Origin of the sequence: Sorangium sp. So ce363 (assembly GCF_051520435.1) — a bacterium.
GTDB lineage: Bacteria > Myxococcota_A > Polyangia > Polyangiales > Polyangiaceae > Sorangium > Sorangium cellulosum_B.
Map to the genome: position 1 here is coordinate 5,602,631 of NZ_CP150333.1, position 16,781 is coordinate 5,619,411.

Genomic DNA, 16,781 nt, shown 5'->3' on the forward strand with positions numbered 1-16,781 from the left:
TGGAAGGAGAGCTCACCGTCGGCTCGCCGCATCGGGCAGAAGTTTCCAGACCCGCGCAAACATCCCGTTCCATGCGCCGCTCGACAGGTTCACCGGCGCGGCGTCGAGCGCCGGTTCGACAGGCCCTCTCGCGATCTGCAGCACCCGTTCGGCCATCCGAGTGAGACAACCAGGGTCCTGAGACTCCTGTACGCCGAGCACCGAAAACGCCGAGGTGGGCCTGTGTCCGAAGAACGTGTTCTCCGGTCTAAGGCACCGTGTCTCGACGGAAAACCGACGAAGAGCGGAAGTTAGCTATCTTCGCGTCGACCTCGGCGGACGACAGGATCGCGTCCTCGGCGAAGTAGACCCAGTCGACATCCTCGTGGTATGTCCGCGAGCTGCCCTTCGCGGCATCGAGCTCATCGTACCAGAGGTTGAAGAAGATGAATTGATCCACCTCTGGAACGTACATGGAACCGTGCGTCGCGCGATGCACCCCATCGATGTAATAGCTGATGGACGTGCTGGCAACGTGGAGAACGAGCGTGTGAAAGCCGTTGAAGTTCGCGGAGACCAAGCTCGAGAGGTTCACGTCCGACGTCTCCCACGAAGTCAGCCACATCGTGCTCGTGTTGTCCTGGCCCCAACCGCCGTTGGGCATGTACTCGAAATCCTGCTCCGAGTAGTCCGGGTCGCCGACGGCCCATTCGGTCAAGGTGAAGAAGGTCTCGACGGGCTTGTCGGCGTAAAAACGCGTGCCGGACAGCGGGGTGTCGTTGAACTTGACCCTGGCAGCGTAGGTGCCGAAGCGGAACTTCTGGGCATTGGTGATCACCTCGGCCTGCGAGGTGGTCGCCCCGGTGCCGCTCGTGCTCGCCTCGAGACGCATCAGCTTGTTCGTGGAGCTCTGCGGGTCAGCGACCAGCGAAACGTTGGACTCCAGCCACGCCGCGTCGCTCACCCCCGGCGCCCCCGACCAGCTCCGCAGCGACCACCAGCTCGTGAAGTTGGCGTCGCTGGTCCCGTTGTAGCTGAAATCGTCGAAGAACTCGGCCATGACCGCGCTGCCGGCCTGGGTCGTCGCGCTCGCCTGATTGGAGGCGGCAGACGCGCCGCCCGCATTCAGGGCCGTGACTTTGTAATAGTAGGTGGTCGACGCGGCCAGGCCGGTGCTGTCATAGCCGGTAGAGGTCACGCCGCTGGCGATCTGGTTTCCCGCGCCAGGCGTGAAACCCGACGTGGTCGATCGGTAGACGTCATAGCTTGTCGCACCGCTGCTCGCCGCCCAGCTCAGGGAGATCGCGCTTGCGCTCGACGCCGTAGCCGTCAGGGAGATCGGCGCCGGAGGCGGCGACACACTGCCGCTCGGCGGCGTACCGCTGCGCAGGCCGCCCGTGGGCGCGGAGCCGGCGTCGTGCACGGTGATACGGCTAGAGTCGGAGAAGGTTGTCTGGTTTCCATACGAGTAATCGTCGGTCTCGACGACGTTCGTATTGAACTCGATCCCGAGGTCGATCGGCTGGGTCGTCGCCCCCGCAGCCAAGCTTCCGGCGACGCTGGTGAAGCCGATCTGCACGTAACGATCGGCGCCCGTAGAGGACACTGTCCCGGTTGTCAGCGTGATTCGGCTGCAGCCCGAGCTCCACCACCAACACGCCGGGGCCACCGTCGTCGCGCCGTTCTTCGTGAACCAGTAGCGTATGACGATGCTGCTCAGCGGTATCGGGGCAGCGGTGTTGTTGCGGATTTTTATCCCGGCCTCGACGATGGTGTCGTTCGGCGCGGCGGCGTCATAGTTGCTGTACTGGACGGCAAAGTCGGTCGTCCCGGCGAAACTACCGCTCGAGTGACCGCAAGTCGAGAGCGCGACGAAGATGCTCAAGCACGCAAGGCGGAGGGCACGAGCCCGCAAGAGTTCGGCCATCCTTTCGAGGAGCGTCACACGTGTGCGCCGGCCAGTCCATCTCACCCGCTCGACAGCATGTAGATAGTTCGAGTTCATGATTGTCAATCGTGCTCCTTTTACGCCCACACCGCGCGACATCGCCGAGCCGCCTTCGAGCACGGCGCGTGCCAGCGCTGAGCAGCGCCGAATTGGGCTTCGAAGCGACAGGCTCAACGGATCATTGCCGGGAGTGCGTACGAGGGCGATCCCGGCGATCCTTTGGGTGCGATCGGCCTCACGTGACGTCGGCGCGGAGGCCTGCTGAGATGGCAGGCATGCCTCCGTTGAGCGACGATGATGCCGCCTCCACCGAACTCCTGCCCGGGCCGGTGCGCCCCGCTGCGGCCGCGGCCGAGAGCTTCGCCCTCTCCATCATGGCGGGCCCGGACGAGGGCCGCCGGTTCACCGTGGCGCCGGGGCTGCCCTCGCGCGTGCTCGCCGGCACGAGCCCCGCCTGCGACATCCCCCTCACGGACCGGCTCGTTTCGCGCCGCCACGCCGCCTTCGAGCTCGCCGGCGCCCGGCTCCGCGTCACCGACCTCGGATCGACGAACGGCACCTTCGTCCAGGGGATCCGCGTCGGCGACGCGTACCTCCAGGGCAGCGAGCTCGTCCGGATCGGCGAGACAGTGCTCCGCGTCGAGGCGCTCGGCGTCACGCAGGCGGCCGAGCTGTCGCCCGCCGTGCAGTTCGGCGGACTCCTCGGCGCCAGCGAGGAGATGCGACGGCTCTATCCGCTGTGCGAGCGCCTCGCGGCCTCGAGCGTCCCCGTCGTCATCGAGGGCGAGACGGGGACCGGCAAGGAGGTGCTCGCGGAGGCGCTCCACGAGCAGGGGCCGCGGGCGGCCGGGCCGTTCGTGGTCTTCGACTGCACCGCGGTGCCGCCGACGCTCGTGGAGTCGGCGCTCTTCGGGCACGAGCGCGGCGCCTTCACCGGCGCGAGCGAGGCACGCCGCGGCGTCTTCGAGGAGGCGCACGGCGGCACGCTGCTGCTCGACGAGATCGGCGATCTCGACCTCAGCCTGCAGGCCAAGCTGCTGCGCGCGATCCAGCGATCGGAGGTGCAGCGCGTCGGCTCGAACCGCTGGATCCGCGTGGACATCCGGGTGCTCGCGGCGACGCGGCGCGATCTCGAGCGTGAGATCCAGGCGGGTCGGTTCCGGGACGATCTGTTTTTCCGGCTCGCGGTGGCCCGGATCGAGCTGCCGCCGCTGCGCAAGCGGCGGGGCGACGTCACGGTGCTCGCGCACCACTTCTTTCGGCAGCTCGCGGGCCGCGGCGCGCTCTTCCCACAGGGGTTCGGCGAGCGGCTGGAAGACTACGACTGGCCGGGCAACGTGCGCGAGCTCTACAACGCCGTGGCGCGGCGCGTGGCGCTCGGAGAGGCCGCGCCGATCGAGATCACCCGGGCCGGACTGGCCTCCCCGGGCGCGCCGGCCCCGGCCTCCACACCTGCAGGCGCGAGCGGAGGCACAGAGCCCGGGACGTCCGGCGACGTCATCGAGGAGATCCTCGCGCTCAACCTGCCCCTCCCGCGCGCGCGGGAGCGGATCGTCGAGCACTTCGAGCGGCGCTACGTGCAGCGCGTCCTCGCCCAGCACGGGGGCAATGTCCGGAGCGCGGCGGCCGCGTCGGGCATCGCGCGGCGGTACTTCCAGATCCTGCGCGCCCGGCGATCCACCTGACGTCCTGCCGCGCCGGCGTCCAGCTGGCGACAGGCACGCGGCAGGTCGCGGATGAGCTCCGGGCGGCCCGAGAGCTCCGGATCGCCGGGGGCGATCCGAGAATTCCCTTAGCATGCGATCGCGGCGATCGCGCCGCGATCGCTCCGATCACCCCCCGCGCGCCCGGATCGCCGGGCGCGATCACGGCGCGTCGACCCTGGGTTCGCTCCAGGAAGAGCTCAGGATGGGCTGCCGCGGCTCCGTGCGCCGATCGTCGGGGCCATCGCCACGACTGGTACGTCGTTTGCTCTTCCGGCCTGCAGCAGCGAGCTACGACGACCTGGCCTCGCTCGGAACCACGATGGGCCTCATCCACGGAGGGTGATCGCGGTCGAGCCCCAGCGGTGAGTCACGGCCCCGCGGCGCCGGAGTGCAGCATGGCGAAACTTGCATCGGGCGAGGCAACCGTCGGCGATCGTTCGTCTCTAGTCAAAGGAAGGTTACCATGTCTCTTCATCTTACTTCCATTGCTCCTGAGCTGTCGCTTCTCCTCGTCGCCATCACCATGAGCGGGCTCGGATGCCTTGCTTCCGTATCGCCGGAGGGCGAGATCGACGCGGCTCAGAACGAATCTTCCGTGTGCGCAGACATTCCGGAGTGGCAGGAGGGTCAGTGGTATGACGCGGGGGCCATCGTGAATTACCAGGGGTCGGCCTACATCGCCGAGTACGACAATCCCGGCTACATCCCGACGGTCAGCACGTACTACTGGGAGCCGTACTCCGACTGCAGCGGCAGCACCGAGCCCACCGAGCCCACCGAGCCCACCGAGCCCACCGAGCCCACCGAGGGCTCGTGCGGCTATCCGCAATGGCAGGAGGGTCAGTGGTATGACGCGGGGGCCATCGTGAATTACCAGGGGTCGGCCTACATCGCCGAGTACGGCAATCCCGGCTACATCCCGACGGTCAGCACGTACTACTGGGAGCCGTACTCCGGCTGCAGCGGCAGCACCGGCGAGGGCGGCAACCCCGGCGAGGGCGGCAACCCCGGCGAGGGCGGCAGCCCCGGCGAGGGCGGCAGCCCCAGCGAGGGCGGCAGCCCCAGCGCGGGCGGTGGGCTCCCCGCGAAGGTCGTCGCTGGCTATTACCCCAACTGGACGGAAGCGCCCATCCGCATCCGGGACATCAACAGCAATTACAACGTGATCTATCTCTTCGCCGCGCAGCCCGTGGGAGGATCGCCCGGCACGACGGGCGCCGTCGAGTGGAAGCAGCCGGGTAATGGCAGGGGAGCGGCGACGAACCTGAACGCCGACATCCAGTACGCACGGACGAACCAAGGTCGCAAGATCATCCTCTCCGTCGGCGGCGCCCACAATGGCATGAGCTTCCCGACGCGCGCGAAGTCGCAGACGTTCGTCGAGAGCGTGGTCGGGATCTACGACAGCCTGGGTGGGTTCGACGGCATCGACTGGAACACCTTCGAGGCCGACCAGGCCCCCGACACCTCCGAGATGATCTGGATCAGCAAGGAGCTGAAGCAGCGCTTCCCCGGCTTCATCATCACCGCGCCTCCGGCCCCCTGGAACGACCGCGACAAGACGTTTTGCAAAGAGATGGTGGACGCCGGCGCCATGGACTACGCGGCCCCGCAGTACTACGATGGCCGCGACTTGGACCAGCAGTCGTACATCGTGAACAGCGTGAACGAGTGGGTCTCGCTGCTCGGTCCGACGCACGTCGTCGTGGGGTTCGGGATCTGGGACCAGCCACACTACATGTCGATCGACGAGGCGATCCCCACGTGGAATCAAGTCGAGAGCAACCACCCGACGCTCCGCGGGGTGTTCGACTGGCAGATCCACATCGACGAGAGCCTCGGGTGGCAGTTCGCCGACGGCGTGGGACCTCTCGTCACGGACTGAAGCGGGATCGGGCGGAGCGCGCGGCGACTCCGCCCGCCGATCGCGGACAGCGCGCGCTCCCCTTGTTCGAAGGAGGTCTGCGCCTATCGGTAGAAGGCGACGTCGTCGATCCAGATATCGAACGCCTGCTCCTTGTCGAAGAAGAACTCGATGGCCCAGAGCCGCTCCAGGGCGGGCGCCAACAGCTGGTTACCGTAGGGCTCCTGCTTGAGGCACTCCACCGGAATCTTGAAGTGCTTCCAGTCGCTCTCCAGCACAACGGGCTTGTGGAAGTGATTGTTGCATCCCCCCTCGGCTTCGTTGCAGATGCCCCCCAGGTGATAGGTCTGCTGATCGATGAACATCACTTTCATTCTCCTGGTGGAGCCCTCCTCGGCGCGGGCCCAGAACGTGAGGCCACGGTACTCGGATGCGTCGTAGTAGGCCTCGTCGTCCAGATGGAAGCCAACGCCGGCTCCCCAGAGGAGGAAGCCGTCATCGGCGCTCGTGTGCACGGCCTTGATGCTGGCGCCGCGCGGAGGGTCAAGGGTGCTCACGAGGTCCGCGGGGTTCGCAGGCTCCTGCCTCCCTTCCGGTGATTCGTCGTTGTCCTCGAACCAAAACCCTGCCCAAGGGTTCGCCCCGTTCCCTCCGGAGATCCGGGTATCTCCGTCTTCCATGTCGTCGATCATCGACAGGGCGAGGGTCTCCCCGGGCAGCACCGCGAGGATCTCGCATGGATCCCCCGCACCGCCGCCACCGCTCTCGGCCGCTGAGCCCGCTGCGCCACCGCCTCCGGAGATCTGGTCCTCGGGCTCGTAGACCTTGTCGAAGCCGAAGAGCTGCGCACATCCGAGCCCGAGCAGCGCCATGGCACATCCGCCGGCGCACCGAACGAAAGCCAGCATCGTCTTCATTTTCATGTGAAATTTCGAGAGGTTTTGGTCGCGGAGGATACGAGGTTGGCCGCCGAAATGGAATGATGCCCCCATCAAGTCACACGGCTGTCACCGATCAGTCAGCGCGCGACCACCGGCCATTCCGCCGTGCGATGGCGCAGACCGACGGAGCGCGCCCTGGATCTTTACTGGAACACTGTAAATCGCGCTTCGATCCGTCAGTTCCTGAGTGCAGGCGTCGCGTACGCTGGTGTATAAGTTCGCCTGCTGGTGGAACCCATGTCGCTGAGTCTGGACGACGGGATGCTGTTTGCTGGCAGGTACCGCGTGGTGCGCGGAATCGCCAGCGGCGCGATGGGCGCGGTCTACGAGGTTCTGCACATCGAGACGGAGCGCCGGCGGGCGCTCAAAGTGATGCACTCGCACCTCGCCGGCAACCCCGATTTCCAGGCCCGGTTCAAGCTGGAGGCGCGGGTCGCCGCGCGCATCGAGAGCGACCACATCGTGGAGGTGTTCGACGCCGGGATCGACGCCGAGACCGGCAAGCCGTTCCTCGTGATGGAGCTGCTCCGCGGCACGCTGCTCGACGAGCGCCTCCGCCACGCCGGGCGCCTGCCGCCGGAAGAGGCCGTCGCCTTCCTGCGCCAGACCGCCATCGCCCTCGACAAGACACACGCCGCCGGGGTCGTCCACCGCGACCTCAAGCCCGCCAACCTCTTCCTGGCCGAGACCGACGACGGCGCGCCCCGGATCAAGGTGCTCGATTTCGGCATTGCCAAGCTCGTCGTCGAAACGGCGACGGACTCGGCGGCGACCGCGATCCTCGGCACGCCGCTCTACATGGCGCCCGAGCAATTCAGCGGCGAGTCGGTCTCGCGGGCTGCCGACATCTTCGCCCTCGGCATGATCGCGTACACGCTCCTCGTCGGCAAGGCGTACTGGCTGAACGACAGGCGGAAGTACGACAGTGCGCTCGCTTTCGCGGCGCTCGCCGTGAACGGTCCGCAGGAGCCCGCGTCCGCGCGCGCGGACACCGAGGGGGTGAAGCTGCCTCCGGGCTTCGACGCCTGGTTCGCCAAGGTGACGGCCCGCGCCCCCGAGGCGCGCTTCGCCGCCGCTTCGGCCGCGGTCGAGGCGCTCGCCGAGGTCTTCGACCTGCCCGCCGCGCCGGTGCGATCGTCGCGCCTGCTCCCCCCGGAGGCGCCGAGTGGACATGGACCCCTGAGCTCCCGCTCCTTGTCGCTGCAGAGCGATGTCCAGCTCCCGACCGCGGCCGTGGTGACCGCGCTGCCCCCCACGAAGCAACGGAGCCGAGCCGCGATCACCGTCGCGGTGCTCGTCCTCCTCGGCGGCGGCGTTGGCGCCTTCGCCTCACTGAGCCGCGGCGCGCTCCCCGCCGGCGGGAGCGCGGAGCCCGCGCAGACCGCGGGGGACGCGCGCTCGCCCGCCTCCGCGCCCCCTGAAGTCCATCCGACGCCGCCTCTCCCCGACGCCTCGGCGACAGCCACAGCGCCGGGCGTCGCGACGCCCGCTCCCGCGGCCTCCGTGCCGCCGGGCAAGGGCAGCCGCGCGCTCGCCCCCGCGACGGGGGCGGTGATCGCGTCGCCGCCGCCAGCGCTCGGCTCACGGCGCAGGCTCGCGCCAGCCCCGTCGGCCGCAGAGCCGAGCCCTGAGCTGCTGTACAAGCCGGACTGAGCACGATGGCAGGGCGGACACTTCTTTGCCAGGAGCGAGCGGGAACGATGGTATTTGGCGGCTCACGCATGCGCTTCTCCTGGTTCCGGTCCATCTGCCTCGGCGTGCTGGGCGTCGCCGTCGCGGCGCCGGCCAGCGCGCAGGCGCTCGCCGTCGCGGAGTCGCACTTCGACCGCGGGCTCGCCGACATGCTGGCAGGCCGGTACGAGACCGGCTGCCCTGCCCTCGCCGAAAGCCAGCGCCTCGATCCTCGCCCGGGGCGGCTATTCACGCTCGCCGAGTGCGAGGCCAAATGGGGGCGTATCGCGACCGCGGTCGCGCGCTACAACGACTATCTCGCGATGGTTGATCGCATGAGTGAGGCCGAGCGGGTCAAGCAGTCGGTGCGACACAAGATCGCGCTCGGGCAGCGCAGCGCGCTCGCGCCGCTCGTGCCGCAGCTCACGCTGTCGCTGCCGCCGGGCGCGCCGGCGGGGACGCGCGTGCAGTGCGACGGCATGGCGCTGGAGCAACCCTCGCTCGGCGTCGCGCTCCCCGTCGATCCCGGAGAGCACGTCGTGACGACGCAGGCGCCGGGAGGGGCCGTGACCGAGACGCGATTCACGATCGACCGGTCGGAGTCGAGGGCGATCGTGCTCGAGGTGAAGCCCCCGGCGGGCGCCAAGCCGCCGCGCGCCGAACCGCCGGCGCCAGCACCGGCGCCGGATCAGGGGCCCAGCGGCCTGCGGGTGGTCACCTATGTGGCGGGCGGGCTCGGCGTGGCCGGGCTGATCGTCGGATCGGTGACCGGGTGGATGGCGCTCGACGCGAGCGGCGTCGCGGCCGAGAACTGCAGGGACGTGAGCCCCGACCGGGCGCGATGCAAGCCCGACGGGATCGAGGCTGGCAACCGCGCGAAGCAGCTTGGGCTGGTGAGCACGGTCGGCTTCGGCGCCGGCGTGGCGCTCGCCGGCGCGTCGGCGCTGGTCTTCCTGCTGGAGCCGTCCCCGCGCCGCCAGCCGGCGTCCGAGGTGAGCTGGGAGCTGACGGCGGGCCAGGCCGGTGGCGGCGTCGTGGTGCGTAGCCGCTGGTGACGCGGCTCGCGCGCGCCGCCGCGAGCCCATGAGCCGCCCAGCACGCCACGCCCGGGATACTGGGTGATCGCTGCGTGGAGCTGTGTACAAGGCTCGTTTGCGATTGTCATAAGTCCGGGTGCACCGTCGAGCTGCGCGGCGCGGTCAACTTCGATGTTGCCGTCGACCAGCTGAAGGCGGACGGCGACATGGCGCTCGAGGGCGCTACCCCGCACGGACAAGCACGAGGGCGTCGGACAGGATCCAGAGCCCGAGGCCGATCAAGACGAACGGCAGCGCCGCACGGCCGGAACGCCGGATGCGCGTGCCCAGGATCGGGTGGTTGACAAGGCGGTGCCCGAGCGCGCAAAAGGCGCCGGTCATGACCGCGAACACGGCCGCATGAAGCGGGATGTGCGCAGGGGATCTGGAGAACAGCGGGATATAAACGCCGAGGTTGTCCCCGCCGTTCGCGAGGGTCACGCTCGCCACGGCGATCACCTTGAAGCGCGACGCGCTGCCATGGGGCTCGCGCGCGCTGTCTGCTAAGTCCGCTCTGTCCGCCACGCCTGCTTCCCTGGCCCTGGAGCCCCGCCGAAGCGCCCAGAGGCCTCTCAGGCCGAGCGCGAGGGGGGCCAGGCCGAGCAGGCCGATCCATCCGTCCGGCACGCGGACCGCGAGCAGCGCACACGCGACGCTCGCGATCACGAGCGCCGCGTTGCCGAGGAACTGGCCGGCCACCACCTGAGCGGGGGTAAAGCCTGGATCCGCGAAGAAGGCCGAGAGAAGGAGGATGTCATCGATGTTCGTGGACACGAACACGACCACGCTCACCCCGAGAATCGGAAGGATCTGCTCCATGGCGCGCCCGCGGACCTACCACCTCCCGCGGCTCGCGTCCGCTCGGGGGGGGCGCAGGCGCCGCGGGCGCCGCTCCGAACCGGCCGACGCCGGAGCCCACCCGGGCCTGCCGGGGTAGACCGTAATCACCGGAGCGACGGCGCGTCTGCGCAGGCGACAGGAGACGAGCCACGAGCTCGTGTAAGGAGAAGCCATGGCGACGATTCCCCAGCCCGTGCAGCCGACCAGCGCGAAGGCCACGCCCGCCGCGCAGGGCGCCCGGACGGAGCTTCCGGTGCAGGGCATGACCTGCGCGGCGTGCGTGCGCCGCGTCGAGAAGGCGCTGCGCGCCGCGCCCGGCGTCCAGGATGCGGCCGTGAACCTGGTGACCCGGCGCGCGACGATCACCTACGACGCGCAGGCGACAACGCCGGCCGCGCTCGCCAGCGCCATCGTGGAGGCGGGGTACGAGGTGCCCGAGGTCCCCCCGGCGGCCAGCGTGCATGAAGCCGCGCCGATCACCGGCCTCGCCGCAGCCCCGCAGGCGGACGGCGTCCCCGCAAGCCCGACGAGCGCCGGCGTCCACGCGGCCTTCACGGCGCCGGAGCGCCCGGCGGCGACGGCGGACGCCCCACCGCAGCGCCCGCAGTCGAGCGCGGCCGAGCGCGCCGCCGCCATGGACGCGGCCGAGCAGAAGGAGCAGCGGACGCTCCGGCGCGACGTCGCGATCGCCGCGCTGCTCACCGCGCCGCTGCTCGCCGTGGCCATGTCCCACGGCGCGATCCCGGCGCTCGAAGGCGCCTCCGCGCGCTGGCTCTCGCTCGCGCTCGCGACGATCGTGGTCTTCGGGCCGGGGCGCCGGTTCTTTCGCCTTGCCTGGAGCGCGCTCCGGCACCGCGCCGCGGACATGAACACCCTCGTGAGCCTCGGGACCGGCGCCGCCTGGCTCTACTCGACCGCCGCGGTCGCGGCCCCCGGCCTCTTCCCGCACGCCGAGCACGGCCACGCGCCGCCCGTCTACTTCGAGGCCGCGGCCGCGATCGTCACCTTCGTGCTGCTCGGCAAGCTCCTCGAGACGCGCGCACGGAAGCGGCTCGCCGACGCGGTGCGCGGGCTCGTGGCGCTCCAGCCGAAGACCGCGCGGCGCGTCCGCGGCGACGCCGAGGACGAGGTGCCCGCCTCGTCGCTCGCCCCGGGCGACCTCGTGCGGGTGCGGCCCGGCGAGCGCATCGCGACCGACGGCGAGGTGGTCGACGGCGCGTCCGCTGTCGACGAGGCGATGCTCACCGGCGAGAGCATGCCCATCGACAAGACGGCGGGCTCGGCCGTGCTCGGCGGGACGCTCAACCAGAGCGGCGCCCTCGTCTTCCGCGTCACGAAGACCGGCGCGGACACCGCGCTCGCGCGCATCGTCGAGGCCGTCGAGCAGGCGCAGGGGTCGCGCGCGCCGATCGCGCGCCTCGCCGACGTGGTGAGCGGCGTCTTCGTGCCCGTCGTCCTCGGCGTCGCGTCGCTCGCCTTCGCCGCGTGGCTCGCGATCGATCCCACCGCCGCGGGGCTCGCCACGGCGGTCGAGCGGTTCGTCGCCGTGCTCGTGATCGCCTGCCCGTGCGCGCTCGGGCTGGCCACGCCGGCCGCCGTGGCCGTCGGGACAGGGCGCGGCGCGGAGCTCGGCGTCCTCGTCAAGGGCGGCGCGGCGCTCGAGGCCGCGAGCCGCGTCGACACGGTGCTGCTCGACAAGACCGGGACCCTGACCTCGGGTCGGCCCGAGCTCACGGACGTCGTGGACCTCGCGGGTCACGGCGAGGCGGCGCTCCTCGGCCTCGTGGCGGCCGCCGAGCGCGAGAGCGAGCACCCGGTCGCGCGGGCGATCGTCGAGGGCGCCCGCGGCCGCGGGGTCGGCATGGCGCCGGCCTCGGCGTTCCGCGCGGAGATCGGCCACGGCATCGAGGCGCGCGTCTCGGGGCGCCTCGTCCGCATCGGGACCGCGGCGTGGCTCCAGCGGGCGGGCGTCGACACGGTCGCGCTGGAGACCGATGCCGATCGCCTGGCCGCGCTGGGCCGCACGCCGTCGTTCGTGGCCGTCGACGGGCGGCTCGCGGGCCTCGTCGCGGTCGCCGATCGGCCCACCGAGGAGGCGCGCCGCGCCGTCGCGGCCATGGCCGAGCTCGGCGTCGAGGTGGCGATGGTGACCGGCGATCGGGCGGGCGCCGCGCGCGCCGTCGCCGAGGAGCTCGGCATCCGCGCCGTGTTTGCGGAGGTGAGACCCGAGGACAAGGCGAGGATCGTCCGCGAGCAGCGGGCCGCCGGCCGCAGGGTGGCCATGGTCGGCGACGGCATCAACGACGCGCCCGCGCTCGCCGGCGCGGACGTGGGGATCGCCCTGGGCAGCGGCACGGACATCGCCGTCGCGTCCGCGGACGTGGCGCTGATCCGCGGCGGGATCGCGGGCCTGCCCGTGGCGCTCGGGCTCGCCCGCGCCACGCTGCGGACGATCCGGCAAAACCTGTTCTGGGCGTTCATCTACAACGTGATCGGCGTTCCGATCGCGGCGGGCCTGCTCTACCCGCTCACCGGATGGCTCCTGTCGCCCGTCCTCGCGAGCGCGGCGATGTCGCTGTCGAGCGTTTCGGTGCTCGCCAACTCCCTCCGGCTACGCGCGTTCGGCCGGCCGTAGACCGGCACGCGCGGGCGCTGGCGGGCACAAGCAGGAGCGGCGCGTCTCTGTCACCTTTGCAGCCCAACGCGGTAAGCAAGAAGCCGACGAGCAGCGCGCTCATCGCGCTGATATCCCGAGCAGCCGGCTCTTCGCCCCAGCGAGGCGCTCGGCCCCGGTGCATCGCTCCACGTCACGGCCGCTCGCAGAGCGGCTACCCGGCGCCCGGCGAGTGAATGATCGGAGCCACGGATGCACCGAAGCATTCAAAAATACGGAGGATCCATGCGAGCTTACCGCCATCACATTGGCACAGCCATTGCTTTTGCCCTGTCCCTCTCGGCCCACGCGGCCGATGCCGCGGTCACCGTCGGGCTCATCGAGCCGACCAATGCGATCATCGCGGGCAGCACGATCCCGGTGCACGCAACGGCGTCGTCCCCCGAGGACATCTACTATGTCGAGGCGGAGCTCGAAGGGCTCACCATCGAGCTCACGCCGACGGAAGGGGGTCATTTCCAGGGAGCGTTCGACCTCGGCGAGCTCGCGGGCGAGCTCGCCTATGGGCCCCACGTCGTGACGGTCCACGCGTACAGCACGCTTGGCGAGGTGGCGAGCGCGCAGGGCACCGTGCACCGGTACGCGCCTCTGACGCTCGGATGGAACGCGCTCGCGCACGACACCCTCACGGACGGCTGGCGCTTCGCCGCGAAGTGCGTCCCGACGCCGCCGTACGTGTGCCAGAGCCTCCAGGCGACGTTCCGCAGCGCCGAAGGACAACAGGTCACCCTTTCGGCGCACAACCCGCAGCCCGTGCCGGGGCACCTCTACCTCAAGGAAGAGCAGGCCTGGTATGGCTACCAGATCCCGTCGGGCAGAGCGTACACGCTGACCCTCGAGGCCAGCGACGGCGTGGGCCCCACCGTCACGAAGACCATCGGCCCCATCTACGTCGAGCGGAGCCCGAGGCTCACCGCCGTCCAGCGCGCGCCAGGCACCATCCTCGATTTCGACGCCGCGCGGATCCTCTTCCGGGACCCGTACCAGCGCCTCGGGATCTTCGACCGCGCCACGCAGCAGGTGACGTGGGTCGCGACCATCCCGCAAGGAGATCTGCCGATCAGCGAGGTCTACGGGGCGCTCACGCCGTCCGGGTCCGTACACCAGTCGACGACGGGCCACATCCTCGCCTGGGTCAACGGCGCCCGGCGCACCATCACCAGCGCGGCGCGCCTCGACGCGGTGAACGGCGACAACATCGTGTGGACGACGAACAGCGACGACTGGGCCGTCGCTAACTCGCTGTCGGCGGGGACGAACAGGACCCTCTGGCGCGTCGACGGGAGCAGATCGCCGTTCCAGGCCGACATCACGCCTTCCGGCGGCGTCTATTTCGGCACCTACGAGGATGCCGCCATCGTCGGGCCGAGCAGGGTGCGCCTCGGCGATCATGCGGGCAACCTGCAGCGGCCGATCACCGACGGGACGAACGTCGCCGGCCGGTGGTGGGACGGCATGACGAGCTCGAGCTACCTGTACACGGCGGAGGGAGAGGAGGTGTTCCTTGGCGACTCGATCACCGGCACCTCGGCCGGGCTGCTGGTTCACGCGGGCCACGCCGCCTTCCTGAAGAGCGACGGCGCCGTCAACCAGGTCTGGCTGCGGACCCCCGACGGCGAGCAGCATCAGATCAGCGATTTCACGACGTCGAGCCAGTTCGATCAGGTGAAGCTCCGGGTCGGCCACGACGGCATCAGCGACACGGGCGAGGTCCTCTTCCTGAACGGCGGCAAGCGCTATCTCGGCCGGGCGGGGGGCGCGCCCGAGAGCATCGGCTCGTCCCTCGGGCACGGTCGCTGGCTCGACGGGAGCTGGTATGTGACCATCGGGAACACGATCCTCCAGGTCTCGAGCGCACAAGGCGCCGTCGCGCGCCTCGCCGCGCCGGGGAACGCGGAGTTCGCGCCGGAAGAGGGCCTGGGCGGCGAGCGCGAGGTGCTGTCCACCTCGTCCGCCGTGGACGAGGTGCTCGATGAGCCCATGTGGGCTCGGGATCTGCACGAGCCGGACGCGCTGCCGGCGTCGGCCGACGCGGACACGGACGGCGGCTTCGCGCCGGCCGCGGCCGGGTGCAGCGCCTCTGGCCCGGCGGGCTCCGCGGGCAGCGCCGCCGCGCTCGCGGCGGCGGTCGCGGGCCTCGTGCTCGGGCGACGGCGGCGCGCGCGGTCGTAGCGGCGCCGCGCTCCTCCACCCGGCCCGGTCGACCTCGATCGGGCCGGGGCGCCGCGCTCCTCTCGGGCCGGCCTCGTCGCGGCCCCATCCTCGAGGCCGCTCCGCCCGTCATCGGCCCATCACTCGGCGACGACGATCTGCCATCGCTGCTCCTCGCCGCCGCCCCCCCGCTGCTCGATCGCGGCGGCGTCCTCGGTGGAGCCCTGGTAGACCCCGATCAGCTTGCCGCTCTTCTTGTTCCTGATCTGGAAATCACCGCCGCCCAGATCGATGAACAGCCACGCCTGGTTGTCGCCGTCATGGTTCTCCCATTGCACCAGCGCGACCCCGTCGCTCGTCGACTCGTCAGGGACATCGAGCACCTTGCCGCTCTTGACGTTGGTCAGCCGGAAGTAGCCCGAGCCATTGTAGTTGAAGCTCCACTTCTGGCTGTCTCCGCCCCTATCCGCGTTCTGGACGACGTCCGCCCCGTCCTCGCCCGACGCGCCGACGACATCCATCACCTTGCCGCTCTTCTTGTTGACGAGCTTGAAATTGTTCGTCGCTCCGGCGACGGCGCCGGCCGACGTGTCGATGGTCAGCGTGTTGTTCCAGCGCATGCTCATGGTGGTGTCCGACGGGAAGGAGATCGGCTGCCAGACGTACGTCGAGTTGTTGACCGGTCCGCTCCAGGCCCCTGCCCACCGGTCTCCCATGTACAGGTAGGCCGTCCCGGAGCTGCCCTGGACCGGCAGCACGTAGGTCGACTGGGAGTGGTAGGTCGTGCCGTCACCGACGTTGGTCATCGCCGACCAGCCCCTGTCGAGAGAGCGGGACGTCGCGTATTTCGCCTGGTTGGGCGACCAGCCCGTGGCGCCTGAGGTCAGCAGGAAATAGGTGCCGTTCCGCTTGAACAGCGCCGGCGCCTCCCGGTGCCCGCCGGGGAAGAGCGTGGCGGAGAGGCGGGCGATGGACAGGTAGTCGGGGGCCAGCTCGTAGAGGTTGAGATCGTAGTTCTCGTTCGTGGCGGAGATGAAATAGGCCTTGGCGTCGTCATCGACGAAGAGCCCGCAGTCGCGGGACATGTACCCGGGCTTGCCGTGATCGGTCACCCCGCTGCCGGCGAGCGGCCGGAAGCTGCCGTGATACGTGTAGTCGCCGTCCACGGTGCTCGAGCTCGCGACCGCGGCGCGGGCCTCGCCGTAGTTCACCCCGTTCTCCCAGTGCATCCACATCACGAATCTGTTCGTGGACGCGTTGTAGACCACCTTCGGGCGCTCGATGTTGGCCGGATCGAGGTCCTTGTCCGAGTCCATCGTCAAGACATGGTTCCTGAACTCCCAGCGCCGCAGATCGGTCGAGCGATAGCAGGAGACGGCATAGAACGTCCCGTCCGGGTTCCGGTTCTCTCCGAACCAGTAATAATGGTCGCCCACCCGGATCACCCCTCCCCCGTGCGCCTGGATGGGTTTGCCCGAGGTGTCGGCCCACTGGATCCCATTGACCAGGGGGCCGACCGCCGGCGGCAGCTCCGGTCCCCCACCCTCGCCAGGCGCCCCGCCGCCGCCGGACGCCGAGCCGACAGACACGCCGGAGGTGCCCGGCGCCCCGCCCCCCGAAGCGCTGGAGGTGCCGGGCGCCCCGCCGCCGCCGGACGACGAACCCACGGACGTGCCGGGCGCCCCGCCGCCGCCGGACGACGAGCCCACCGACGCGCCGACCCCGGAAGCGCCGCCGCCGCCCTCCGATGAGCCCCCAGGGAGCTCTTCCGAGCCGGAAGCGCAAGACGCGACGCCGAGCCCCACGACCAGCAGGCCCATCACCGGAGACAAGGAACCGAGACGCATGACGCCCTCCAGAAAGAGCGAGATCTCGGTGCCTTCAACCGGACGAGTCAAGTCCTTCTCGCGCGCAGCGGCCTGGGTGATTTG

The 16,781-nt window shown here is 70.2% G+C and carries 11 protein-coding genes; 6 read left to right on the plus strand and 5 right to left on the minus strand.

Annotation, left to right across the window (positions count from 1 at the left end; genetic code table 11):
* Positions 1–12: 12 nt before the first annotated feature.
* Positions 13–156, minus strand: a complete 144-nt coding sequence (locus tag WMF12_RS21305; protein ID WP_437873332.1) for a hypothetical protein — start codon at positions 154–156, stop codon at positions 13–15.
* A 91-nt stretch (positions 157–247) separates the two neighbouring features.
* Positions 248–1,984 carry a cellulose binding domain-containing protein gene (locus WMF12_RS21310; protein ID WP_437873333.1) on the minus strand — a complete coding sequence of 579 codons (1,737 nt, stop codon included), beginning with the start codon at positions 1,982–1,984 and terminating at the stop codon, positions 248–250.
* Between the two features lie 218 nt (positions 1,985–2,202).
* Between WMF12_RS21310 and WMF12_RS21315 the strand changes: the two genes are divergently transcribed.
* Positions 2,203–3,612 (plus strand): sigma 54-interacting transcriptional regulator, encoded by a 1,410-nt coding sequence (locus WMF12_RS21315; RefSeq protein WP_437873334.1) that lies wholly within the window; start codon positions 2,203–2,205, stop codon positions 3,610–3,612.
* Between the two features lie 484 nt (positions 3,613–4,096).
* Positions 4,097–5,518 (plus strand): glycosyl hydrolase family 18 protein, encoded by a 1,422-nt coding sequence (locus WMF12_RS21320; protein WP_437873335.1) that lies wholly within the window; start codon positions 4,097–4,099, stop codon positions 5,516–5,518.
* An 83-nt stretch (positions 5,519–5,601) separates the two neighbouring features.
* On the opposite strand, the gene WMF12_RS21325 is transcribed toward WMF12_RS21320, so the two are convergent.
* Entirely contained in the window at positions 5,602–6,405 is an 804-nt protein-coding gene (locus tag WMF12_RS21325) for a hypothetical protein (protein ID WP_437873336.1), read from the minus strand.
* Positions 6,406–6,675: 270 nt separating this feature from the next.
* On the opposite strand from WMF12_RS21325, the gene WMF12_RS21330 reads away from it, so the two are divergent.
* Positions 6,676–8,091, plus strand: a complete 1,416-nt coding sequence (locus tag WMF12_RS21330; protein ID WP_437873337.1) for a protein kinase domain-containing protein — start codon at positions 6,676–6,678, stop codon at positions 8,089–8,091.
* A gap of 68 nt (positions 8,092–8,159) precedes the next feature.
* The gene (locus WMF12_RS21335; protein ID WP_437873338.1) at positions 8,160–9,164 is read left to right on the plus strand and encodes a hypothetical protein; all 1,005 of its coding nucleotides are present in this window, start codon (positions 8,160–8,162) and stop codon (positions 9,162–9,164) included.
* Positions 9,165–9,368: 204 nt separating this feature from the next.
* On the opposite strand, the gene WMF12_RS21340 is transcribed toward WMF12_RS21335, so the two are convergent.
* Positions 9,369–10,004, minus strand: a complete 636-nt coding sequence (locus WMF12_RS21340; protein ID WP_437873339.1) for a cadmium resistance transporter — start codon at positions 10,002–10,004, stop codon at positions 9,369–9,371.
* A 193-nt stretch (positions 10,005–10,197) separates the two neighbouring features.
* Between WMF12_RS21340 and WMF12_RS21345 the strand changes: the two genes are divergently transcribed.
* Positions 10,198–12,660, plus strand: a complete 2,463-nt coding sequence (locus tag WMF12_RS21345) for a heavy metal translocating P-type ATPase (protein WP_437873340.1) — start codon at positions 10,198–10,200, stop codon at positions 12,658–12,660.
* Positions 12,661–12,924: 264 nt separating this feature from the next.
* Positions 12,925–14,871 (plus strand): MYXO-CTERM sorting domain-containing protein, encoded by a 1,947-nt coding sequence (locus tag WMF12_RS21350; protein WP_437873341.1) that lies wholly within the window; start codon positions 12,925–12,927, stop codon positions 14,869–14,871.
* A gap of 119 nt (positions 14,872–14,990) precedes the next feature.
* Here the strand turns inward: WMF12_RS21350 and WMF12_RS21355 are convergent, their stop codons facing one another.
* Positions 14,991–16,697: an RICIN domain-containing protein gene (locus tag WMF12_RS21355; protein WP_437873342.1), complete on the minus strand. Its 1,707-nt coding sequence runs from the start codon at positions 16,695–16,697 to the stop codon at positions 14,991–14,993.
* Positions 16,698–16,781 lie beyond the last annotated feature (84 nt).

Excerpts from the sequence above, each read along its gene's own strand:
- WMF12_RS21330 (WP_437873337.1), top strand. The coding sequence starts at position 6,676 with ATGTCGCTGAGTCTGGACGACGGGATGCTGTTTGCTGGCAGGTACCGC.
- WMF12_RS21350 (WP_437873341.1), top strand. The coding sequence starts at position 12,925 with ATGCGAGCTTACCGCCATCACATTGGCACAGCCATTGCTTTTGCCCTG.
- WMF12_RS21305 (WP_437873332.1), bottom strand. The coding sequence starts at position 156 with ATGGCCGAACGGGTGCTGCAGATCGCGAGAGGGCCTGTCGAACCGGCG.
- WMF12_RS21320 (WP_437873335.1), top strand. The coding sequence starts at position 4,097 with ATGTCTCTTCATCTTACTTCCATTGCTCCTGAGCTGTCGCTTCTCCTC.
- WMF12_RS21310 (WP_437873333.1), bottom strand. The coding sequence starts at position 1,984 with ATGAACTCGAACTATCTACATGCTGTCGAGCGGGTGAGATGGACTGGC.
- WMF12_RS21325 (WP_437873336.1), bottom strand. The coding sequence starts at position 6,405 with ATGCTGGCTTTCGTTCGGTGCGCCGGCGGATGTGCCATGGCGCTGCTC.
- WMF12_RS21315 (WP_437873334.1), top strand. The coding sequence starts at position 2,203 with ATGCCTCCGTTGAGCGACGATGATGCCGCCTCCACCGAACTCCTGCCC.
- WMF12_RS21345 (WP_437873340.1), top strand. The coding sequence starts at position 10,198 with ATGGCGACGATTCCCCAGCCCGTGCAGCCGACCAGCGCGAAGGCCACG.
- WMF12_RS21355 (WP_437873342.1), bottom strand. The coding sequence starts at position 16,697 with ATGCGTCTCGGTTCCTTGTCTCCGGTGATGGGCCTGCTGGTCGTGGGG.
- WMF12_RS21335 (WP_437873338.1), top strand. The coding sequence starts at position 8,160 with ATGCGCTTCTCCTGGTTCCGGTCCATCTGCCTCGGCGTGCTGGGCGTC.
- WMF12_RS21340 (WP_437873339.1), bottom strand. The coding sequence starts at position 10,004 with ATGGAGCAGATCCTTCCGATTCTCGGGGTGAGCGTGGTCGTGTTCGTG.